6 protein-coding genes and 1 rRNA gene are annotated in these 9692 nt (G+C 67.0%); 2 read left to right on the top strand and 5 right to left on the bottom strand.

Annotated elements, in window-relative coordinates; all coding sequences use genetic code 11:
- Nucleotides 1-389: 389 nt before the first annotated feature.
- Complete coding sequence (locus tag AC1DOP_RS26945; RefSeq protein ID WP_477254358.1) at nt 390-2276, top strand: sigma-54-dependent Fis family transcriptional regulator; 1887 nt, start codon at nt 390-392, stop codon at nt 2274-2276.
- On the opposite strand, the gene AC1DOP_RS26940 is transcribed toward AC1DOP_RS26945, so the two are convergent.
- Nucleotides 2269-2646, bottom strand: a complete 378-nt coding sequence (locus AC1DOP_RS26940; protein ID WP_477254356.1) for a DUF779 domain-containing protein — start codon at nt 2644-2646, stop codon at nt 2269-2271. The two genes, AC1DOP_RS26945 and AC1DOP_RS26940, sit on opposite strands and share 8 nt — an antisense overlap.
- Nucleotides 2647-2654: 8 nt before the next feature.
- Nucleotides 2655-4175 (bottom strand): aldehyde dehydrogenase, encoded by a 1521-nt coding sequence (adh, locus tag AC1DOP_RS26935; protein ID WP_442124929.1) that lies wholly within the window; start codon nt 4173-4175, stop codon nt 2655-2657.
- 222 nt (nt 4176-4397) lie between these two features.
- On the opposite strand from adh, the gene AC1DOP_RS26930 reads away from it, so the two are divergent.
- Nucleotides 4398-6515 carry a TonB-dependent receptor family protein gene (locus AC1DOP_RS26930; protein ID WP_477254353.1) on the top strand — a complete coding sequence of 706 codons (2118 nt, stop codon included), beginning with the start codon at nt 4398-4400 and terminating at the stop codon, nt 6513-6515.
- On the opposite strand, the gene AC1DOP_RS26925 is transcribed toward AC1DOP_RS26930, so the two are convergent.
- The 3 genes from AC1DOP_RS26925 to rrf all read right to left on the bottom strand — a co-directional run.
- Nucleotides 6512-7969 carry a GTPase domain-containing protein gene (locus AC1DOP_RS26925; RefSeq protein ID WP_477254351.1) on the bottom strand — a complete coding sequence of 486 codons (1458 nt, stop codon included), beginning with the start codon at nt 7967-7969 and terminating at the stop codon, nt 6512-6514. The genes AC1DOP_RS26930 and AC1DOP_RS26925 overlap by 4 nt on opposite strands.
- Nucleotides 7966-9447, bottom strand: coding sequence for a DUF2868 domain-containing protein (locus AC1DOP_RS26920; RefSeq protein WP_477254349.1), 1482 nt, complete (start codon nt 9445-9447; stop codon nt 7966-7968). The genes AC1DOP_RS26925 and AC1DOP_RS26920 overlap by 4 nt, the downstream gene beginning before the upstream one ends.
- 147 nt (nt 9448-9594) lie before the next feature.
- Nucleotides 9595-9692 (bottom strand): 5S ribosomal RNA (gene rrf, locus AC1DOP_RS26915); the annotation flags it as partial.

The raw sequence follows: 9692 nt of genomic DNA, 5'->3' as shown, positions 1-9692 counted from the left end.
CATCCGGCGAATCGTTTTGTTCGTCAGCAGCAGAGAAGCGAGATTATGCAGTGTTTCGCAGTGTTCGTCAACTCATCCTTTTCTTCAGTGTGCACTCGGTGTTGAATCTCGACGTGCGCTGCAGAAGCAGGAGGCGCACTATAGCAAACGGGATATGGGCGCGCAAGCCCTCCCCGGCGCAATCGGCGGCGATAAAGCAACAGGACGCCGGACTTTCGTCCGGCGTCCCGTCCTCTAGCAGGTTCTTCACACCGAGGCGCAGCATGACGCTTTCGAGACAGGAAATGAAACGAGCGCGATGGAGGCAAGCGCGCGCTTGCGTGCTACATTAGGCAATAGTCGACTTCCAGCGATAGAGCCGCGGTCCAGGGCCAACCAGGAGACATGGAATGACTTATCACCTGCCGGCGACCATCGCCAGCTCGCACCGCCGTTCCCAGCATTACGGATTGCGCGCCGACGTCCGTCCCGACTTCGATCCCCTGTCCGTTTCCGCCCTCTCGGCCCTGGTCGAGCAGAACCGCATGCTGTACAGCCATGCGCTGCCTGCGATGGAAACCCTGTACCAGCAGATCGCCAACACGCATAACACGGTCCTGCTGACCGATGCCCGCGGCGTGATCCTGCACTCGCTGGGCGATGCCGACTTCATGGAAAAAGCCAATCGTGTCGCCCTCACGCCGGGCGTCGACTGGTCCGAGGAGAGCAAGGGCACGAATGCGATCGGCACCACCATCGCCGAACAGGCGCCCACCATCGTGCACGCCGACCAGCACTACTTGACTGCCAACCACTTCCTCACTTGCTCGGCCGCACCGATCGTGGACCACCGCGGCAAGGTGATCGGCGTGCTCGACGTCAGCGGCGACCGGCGCAGCTTCCACAAGCACACCATGGCCCTGGTGCGGATGTCGGCGCTGATGATCGAGAACCAGCTGTTCGCCTCCGCCTACGAGAACGCGATCACCCTGCACTTCCATACCCGTCCGGAATTCATCGGCACGCTCATGGAAGGCATCGCCTCGTTCACGCCGGGCGGCCGCTTCCTGGCCGCCAACCGCAACGGCTTGTTCCAGCTCGGCCTGTCCGCGCCGGCCCTGCAGGCCCAGACCTTCAGTTCGCTGTTCGGCCTGCCGCTGTCGCGCCTCTACGATCACTACCGCAGCGCGGCGCCGGAACTGCTCGACCTGTGCATGCACAACGGCGTGCGGGTGCGCGGCCGCGCCGAGCTGCGCCTGAAGCATGGCGTGCAGCAGCTGAACGACGCCCCCGCCCTGCCCGCCCCCGCAGCGCCGGCGCGCGACATGCCCGCCACGCCGCAGCCGCGCTCCCGGCTGCAGGCCCTGAACACGGGCGATGCCAGGCTGGCGCAGTCGATCGCGAAAGTCGAGAAGGTCCTTGGCCAGGGCGTGCCGATCCTGATCATGGGCGAGACCGGCACCGGCAAGGAATGGCTGGCCCAGGCCATCCACCAGGATTCGCCGCGTGCGCGCGGTCCCTTCGTCGCAGTGAATTGCGCGGCGATTCCGGAAGCGCTGATCGAATCCGAGCTGTTCGGCTACGAGGAAGGCGCCTTCACCGGCGCGCGCAGGAAGGGCGCCGCCGGCAGGATCATGCAGGCCCACGGCGGCACCCTGTTCCTCGACGAGATCGGCGACATGCCGCTCGCCCTGCAGGCGCGCCTGCTGCGCGTGCTCGAAGAACGCAAGGTGGTGCCGCTGGGCGGATCGCGGCCACTGGCGCTCGACGTCGAACTGGTCTGCGCCACCAACCACGAACTGCGCAAGCGCATCGCCGCTGGCCTGTTCCGCGAAGACCTGTATTACCGCCTGAACGGCCTGGTCGTCAAACTGCCGCCGCTGCGCGAGCGCGGCGACCTCGATGCCCTCGTTGCGACGATGCTGGCCGGCGGCACCAGGCGCCGGCGCGTGGCGGGCGAGGTCCTGCACCTGTTCAGGCGCCATGCCTGGCCCGGCAATCTGCGCCAGCTCGCCAGCCTGCTGCGCACCGCAGCCCTGATGGCCGGCGGCGAGGACGAGATCGGCCTGCACCACCTGCCCGACGATTTCCTCGACGAAGCGGCGGCGGCCCGCGCTGCCGTCAACGCACCAGCGCCGGCGCCGGCCCGCACCGGGGCCGCCAGCCGGCTCGACGAACTGGAGCTGAGCGCCATCCTGCGCACCCTCGACGCCCACGGCGGCAATGTCTCCGCTGCCGCGCGCGCCCTGGGCATATCGCGCAACACGATTTATCGCAAGCTACCCAGGACTAGCTGACCGGCTGGCCGCGCAGCAGCGCGCACTCCTGGTCCGTGAACAGACGCGAACGGGTCAGGAAGCGCCGCCCGGTGCCGTTATCGAGCGAGAACATGCCGCCGTTACCGGCCACCACGTCGATGATCAGCTGGGTGTGCTCCCAGTAGGCGAACTGCTCCTGTCCCATGTAGAACGGCGTTCCGTCCAGGCTGCCCAGGCAGACGTCGGTATCGCTCAGGTTGAACTCTCCCTCCGGATAGCACATCGGCGCGCTGCCGTCGCAGCAGCCGCCGGACTGGAAAAACATCAGCGGTCCGTGGCGCTGCCGCAGCTCGCCGATGAAGGCGAGTGCGGCCGGCGTCGCGGTCACGCGGTCGACTGGCGTGACCATGGCGGTCATCAGAAGAAGCCGAGCGCTTTCGGGCTGTAGCTCACCAGCAGGTTCTTGGTCTGCTGGTAGTGCTCGAGCATCATCTTGTGGTTCTCGCGGCCGATGCCCGACTGCTTGTAACCGCCGAAGGCCGCGTGCGCCGGGTACAGGTGGTAGCAGTTGGTCCACACCCGGCCTGCCTGGATCGCGCGGCCGACGCGGAAGGCGCGGCTGCCGTCGCGCGTCCACAGGCCGGCACCCAGGCCGTACAAGGTGTCGTTGGCGATGCGCAGGGCATCGGCTTCGTCCTTGAAGGTCGTGACAGAGACCACCGGGCCGAAGATCTCCTCCTGGAAGATGCGCATCCGGTTGTCGCCCTTGAACACGGTCGGCCGCACATAGTAGCCGCCGGACAGGTCGCCCTCGTGGGTGGCGCGCTCGCCGCCGGCCAGCACCTCGGCGCCTTCCTGGCGGCCGATGTCGAGGTAGGACAGGATCTTCTCGAGCTGCTCCTGCGATGCCTGTGCGCCGATCATGGTGTTGGCGTCGAGCGGATTGCCGGCCTTGATCTGGGCGACCCTCGCCAGCGCGCGCTCCATGAACTTCTCGTAGATCGATTCCTGCACCAGCACCCGCGACGGGCAGGTGCAGACCTCGCCCTGGTTCAGCGCGAACATCGCAAAACCTTCCAGGCACTTGTCGAAGAACTCGTCGTCAGCCGCCATCACGTCTTCGAAGAAGATGTTCGGCGACTTCCCGCCCAGCTCCAGGGTGACCGGGATCAGGTTCTGGGCCGCGTACTGCATGATCAGGCGGCCGGTGCCGGTCTCGCCGGTGAAGGCGATCTTGGCGATGCGCTTGCTGGACGCGAGCGGCTTGCCGGCTTCCAGGCCATAGCCGTTGACGATATTGATCACGCCGGCCGGCAGCAAGTCGGCGATCAGCTCCATCAGCACCATGATCGAGGCCGGGGTCTGTTCGGCGGGCTTGAGCACCACGCAGTTGCCGGCCGCCAGCGCCGGCGCCAGCTTCCACACCGCCATCAGGATCGGGAAGTTCCAGGGGATGATCTGGCCGACCACGCCCAGCGGCTCGTGGAAGTGGTAGGCATAGGTCTCGTGGTCGATGGTCGAGATCGCACCTTCCTGGGTGCGGATGCAGCCGGCAAAGTAGCGGAAGTGGTCGATCGCCAGCGGAATGTCGGCCGCCATGGTCTCGCGGATCGGCTTGCCGTTGTCGATGGTCTCGGCGGTCGCGAGCATCTTGAGGTTCTGCTCCATGCGGTCCGCGATCTTGTTCAGGATGTTGGCGCGTTCGGCGGGCGAGGTCTTGCCCCAGGCCTCCTTGGCGGCATGGGCGGCATCGAGCGCGGCGTCGATGTCTTCCGCGCTGGAGCGCGCCACCTCGCAGAAAGGCTGGCCGGTAATCGGCGTCACGTTGGCGAAGTACTCGCCCTTCACCGGTGGGACGAAGGCCCCGCCGATGTAGTTGTCGTAGCGCTGGCGGAAGGGGCTGGCGACGCCGAGTTTGCTGATGTCTGCAAGATTCATGTCATCCTCTTGTTTCGTTGTGGTTGTGTGGAACCCCTTCTCTCGCAAGCGCCATGCCAGCCCTTGCGCGGCATCGCCAAGAGGGGAAGACGCGGGCAAGGCAAGCCCGACCTGCGTCACCTGTTGTGACACCTGCTCCAGATTGACACAGTGCGAATGAGCAAGCGGACAACGGAGTTCCCGTCCGGCGGGTATAGTTCGTGCCGGAATAACGGAGAAAAGATGAAACGTCACGCCCTTGCTTCCAGCCTCATCGCGGCGCTGTCCGCTGTCTACGCACCGTTCGCCCTGGCCGATGCCGACGCGAACGCGACTGTTCCGGTCGTCGTGGTGACGGCCAGCCGCACCGAACAACTCAGCTTCGACCTGCCGGCCTCGATCGACGTGATCGGGGCCGACCGCATCGGCGCCGGCCAGCCGCGCGTCAACGCCTCCGAGGCCCTGTCCGCGGTGCCGGGCCTGGTGGTGGCGAATCGCCAGAATTATGCGCAGGACCTGCAGATCTCTTCGCGCGGCTTCGGCGCCCGTTCGGCCTTCGGCGTGCGCGGCGTGCGCCTGATCGCCGACGGCGTCCCGGCCACCATGCCCGACGGCCAGGGCCAGGCCGCCACCTTCGACCTCGACCTGGCCGAACGCATCGAAGTGCTGCGCGGCCCCTTCTCGGCCCTGTACGGCAACCACTCCGGCGGCGTGATCCAGCTGTTCACGCGCGAGCCGAAAGGCGCGCCGGAAGTCGAACTGAACGTCAGCAGCGGCAGCTACGGCAGCCGCAAGACCGACCTGAACGCAAGCGGCAGCGCCGGCGGCGTCGGCTACCTGCTGGATGCATCGCGTTTCGACACCGACGGCTACCGCAGCCACAGCGCCGCCCGGCGCGACCAGGCTTATGCCAAGCTCAGCTTCGCGCCGAGCACGACCAGCAAGCTGACCCTGGTCGCCGGCGCACTGAACCAGGACGATACCCAGGATCCGCTCGGCGTCACCTGGGCCACCTGGCAGCGCGACCCGCGCGCGGGCGAGATCGACACCAGCGATCCGCGCACGCCGCAGCGCACCTTCGCCGAACGCTACAACACACGCAAGAGCATCGACCACCAGCAGCTGGGCGCGACCTGGGAACAGCGCTTCGGCAGCGACCGGCTGCGCGTGACGGCCTATGTCGGCAACCGCCGGGTGATCCAGTACCAGGCTTTCTCGCAAGCCTTCCAGGCACCGGCCAGCCATTCGGGCGGCGTGGTCGATTTCCAGCGCGACTTCCACGGCATCGACGCCAACTGGACCATGTCCCGTCCCCTCCTCGACGGCACGCTGCGCTCCACCTTCGGCATCGAGGCCGGCGCCTCGGACGACGACCGCAAGGGTTACGAGAACTTCGTCGGCACCCAGTTCGGCGTGCAGGGCCGCCTGCGCCGCGACGAGAAAGACAAGGTCAGGAACCTCGATCCCTACGCGCAGTTCGAATGGGAGCGCGGCCCCTGGGTGCTGAGCGCCGGCCTGCGCCACAGCCGGGTCGACTTCGACGTGGAAGACCGCTATCTCTCCAACGGCAACGACAGTGGCAGCGTCAGCTACCGCCACACGACGCCGCTGCTCGGCGTGCTGTACAAGATCAACCCGGGTTTGAACCTCTACGCCAGCGCGGCGCGCGGCTTCGAGACCCCGACCCTGAACGAGGTGTTCTACTCGGGCACTGGCGGCGGCTTCAATTTTTCGCTGGCGCCGGCCCAGAGCACCCACCTGGAATTCGGCGTGAAGGCCATGCCTCTCGAGGGCGTGCGCATCAATGCCGCGGTGTTCCAGGTGAAGACCAGCGACGAACTCGTGGTCGACAGTTCGTCGGGCGGACGCACCAGCTACCGGAACGCCAGCGCGACCCTGCGCCAGGGCGGAGAACTCTCGCTGGACGCCGAATGGCGGCGCAACTGGAAGGCCAGGCTGGCCCTGAGCGTGCTGCGCGCCGTGTACGACGAAGGCTTCGGCAGCGTCCTCGCGGGCAGCCGCCTGCCGGGCGTGCCGAACGCCGGCCTGTACGGCGAATTCGGCTGGAAGGACAGCGCCGACCGCTACGGCGCCGCATTCGAGACCATCGCGAACACCAGGATGTATCCGGACGACGCCAACCAGGCCATGCCGGCGCCGGGCTATATGATCGCCAACCTGCGGGTGCAGGCGCAGCAGCAGCTCGGCTCCTGGCGGCTGAAGGAGTATGCGCGCGTGAACAACCTGTTCGACCGCAATTACATCGGCTCGGTGATCGTCGGCGACAGCAACCGCCGCTACTACGAAGCCGCGCCGGGCCGCAACTGGGTGCTCGGCGCGAGCATGCAGTACCGCTTCTAGGCGGCGGAGATGTGCACGCCGGGGTAGAGGCGTTCCAGCACGTCGTCGACGACCTTGACGAGCAGGCCGTACAGGCGTCCGGCGTCCTGCTCGTCCTGCGTGCGCACCTCCGCCCAGAAACGCTCCATGTCCGGGCAATGCGCCTGCAGGGCCTCCTCCACCGCCGCCTGCCAGAACGGCGGCGCCTCCCCTTCGACGAAATTCCCGCGCCCGCGTCCGAAATGGGCGACCGCCAGGTAGCGCAGGATGCTGCCGACCATCAGCGTGCGCAGGAAGGGCGGCGCGAACTGCACCGTCGGGCGATTGCGGTCGGTGGTCGTATTGAAGCCCCAGGCCGCGCCGGCCATCGTCAGCGCACCGACGATCGCACCCAGCAGCGCGCCACCGCCCAAGGTCAGGCCGCCGGCCATCAGGTCGGCCGACAGTCCCGTCGCCGCGCCCGAGACGACCGCGCCGAGCAGGCCGGCCTGGGTCTTGTCGAGCGGCGCACGGACCTTGAAGTTGTCGCGCACGCGGGCATTGATGCGGGCCGCCTGGCCGGGGTCGAGGCGGTGCAGGGTCAGCAGGCGCGTGGTCGACTGGGCGATCCTCTCTTCCAGCCGCTCGACCAGCCGCGCCATCGCCGCTTCCTGGCGGCGCGCATCGGATTTACCGAGACGGACCGCCTTCAGCGCCGACTGCAGCAGGCCGCCGCCTTCCTCGGGAATGGCTTCGCTGTCGCGCGCGCCCGCCGCCAGTTGCTCGGCGGTGATGCGCAGCGAGTCGTGGTAGCGCGCCAGATTGTTCGCTTCCCAGGCCGCGCGCAGGCGGCCGTAGCCGGCGCGCTTGGGCTCCGGGACCAGTTTGCCGACGGCTTCGTAGAACACGTGTTCGTGCACCCAGCAGCGTGCGAAGGCGTCGAGGGCCAGCACTTCGCGCACGATAGTGTACTGGTCGAGGTGCTGTTTCCATAGCGCCTGCTCGGCCTGTTCCTCGGCCGACGGCCGCGGCGGCCCGAGCTGGTTGAGCAGGACCACGACCGGTTTGCCGAGCCACTCCAGGATGCGCATCTCGGGCGGCAGGTAGCCGGCATCGCGCGGGTGCTCGCTCGAATTCACCAGGTAGAGCACGACGTCGGCCTCGTCGCGCGCGGCGCGCAAGGCTTGCTGGCTGAGCCAGAACGGACGGTCGCGGTAGCGGTCGAAGACTTCGCGCAGGAACCAGCCGATCGGATTTCCCGACATCGCCAGCCGCTTGAGCAGGCGTACCGAGTCGCCGAAGCCTGGCGTATCCCACAGCAGCAGGCTGTCGCCCTGCTCCGTGGTCTGCAGCACGTGGGCTTCCGAGAAGGTCGTGACGTGGGCGGCGTCGCGCACCTCGCCGACGTCCATCCCGACCAGGGTGCGCGCGAGCGTGGTCTTGCCGTTATTGGTGTGCGAAACGAGCGCGAACTGGACCTTGACTCCCTCGCTCATCGTACCCCCGTCGCGGCGGCCTGGCCATTACTGCCGGCCGCGTATTTTTCAGGCTGCAGCAGGTTCACGATGGTCACCGGTACCTGGTGATAGGTGCAGAACTGCCGCCACAGGGCGATGCGCTCGGCCAGGCGCGCATCGACGCCATCCTGGCTCATGGCGCGCTCGGTCAACGCCGATTCGTCGACCAGCGCACTCACGCCGCCGGGCAGCTGGCGCGCAATCGCGGACAGCAGCGCGCCGTGGTTTTCCTGCTCTGGCGTCGCGGCCAGGCTGAACAGGACCGCGGTCACGGTCGCATCACCGGTATCGGGCCGCAGCTCCTGCAGGACGCCTTTCGGATCCTCGCCGTAGGGCAGCGAGGGCCGCAGCATGACACGGGTCTGCTCGCCGAACATGGCAGCTGCGATTGCGGACAGGCCGTGGTCGCGGCGTTCGTCGAGCGTGAAGCTGTACGGGAGCACGCGCAGGGTTACGGGACCGCGGCCGGCGCCGATGTGGTCGGCGAGTTTCAGGTAGTAGGGCTGCTGCAGGTCGAGCGGAAAGCGCCGCGCGAGGCGGGACGCACGCCAGCCGGCGAACAGGGACAGGACCAGGCGCGGCAGGATCACCAGCAGCAGCAGGGTCGCGGCATACAGGTGGACCCAGCGCGCGCCGCCGGCGCTTGATGGCTCCTGTACGAAGCGCAGGGCCTGGATGTCGGCGACGCTGAAGCCTTCGATCGGGAACAGGAACAAGGCCGGCGCGAACAGCCAGGACAGCAGCGTATGCACCTGATTGGCGTCGAGGAAGGTGCTCTCCCAGCCGGCCGCGTACTGCGTCAGCAGGCCGCGCGCATACAGCGAGATGATGGCGCCGAGTGCGAAGGCGGCGGCCGACAGGTGGACCGTGCGGCTCAGGCGCGCGTGGTTCAGCTTCCAGGAGAGCTGGGTCCAGTCGACCGTGTACGCGCCGAGGGCCGCCGTGAGCGGCGCCGGCAGCTTGCGCGGCAATTTCGCTTTGCCGACGCTGAGCCTGCGCATCCACTCGGGCCCGACCCATCCGGTGCGCTTCGATGGAATCAGGAGCCAGACCAGCAGGATCACATACACCAGCAGGTTCCAGCCGATGATCAGGAGAAGCGGCGCCGACAGCAGGTCGACGCGATGCGGATCGGCGATATGGTCGATGGCGGCGCCGGCAATCAATGCGAACAGGGGCAGCAGCACCGACAGCATGGGCAGCAAAGGGCGCCGGTTCAGGAAAGTGCGGAAAGCGGGAGTGCGCTCGGCGAGACGCTTGAGGATCTGCTCGGAGCGCTGCTCCAGGAAATGGTCGAGCGTGAGTTCCGACTTGCTGTCGGCCGCGGACCACTGGGCGAGTTCGCGCGCGCTGCGGCTGGCGTACATGCGGTCGTCGTCGCTCAGAACTTCGTGTTTGATATCCGCGGTCTCGATGGCGCGGACCAGGGTGACCTTCCTCGCAACCTGTTCTTTCATGCTGTTTGCCTTGATGGTTAGACAACAGCTGCATTGTGCCGCAAATCGCTACAGGCCGACGGATTGGAGGACCAGAAAGCGGTTTCAGGCACGCTAGAAAAGCAAAAAGCCCGCTCAAGGAATTGAGCGGGCTTCTGCGAATAATTAGCCTGACGATAACCTACTTTCACACTGGTTGCAGCACTATCATCGGCGCAAAGTCGTTTCACGGTCCTGTTCGGGATGGGAAGGGGTGGTACCGACTT

This window comes from Massilia sp. 01N410 (assembly GCF_056399665.1).
The sequence above is the reverse complement of the archived record's forward strand: the minus strand, read 5'-3'. Positions and strand labels throughout refer to the sequence as shown.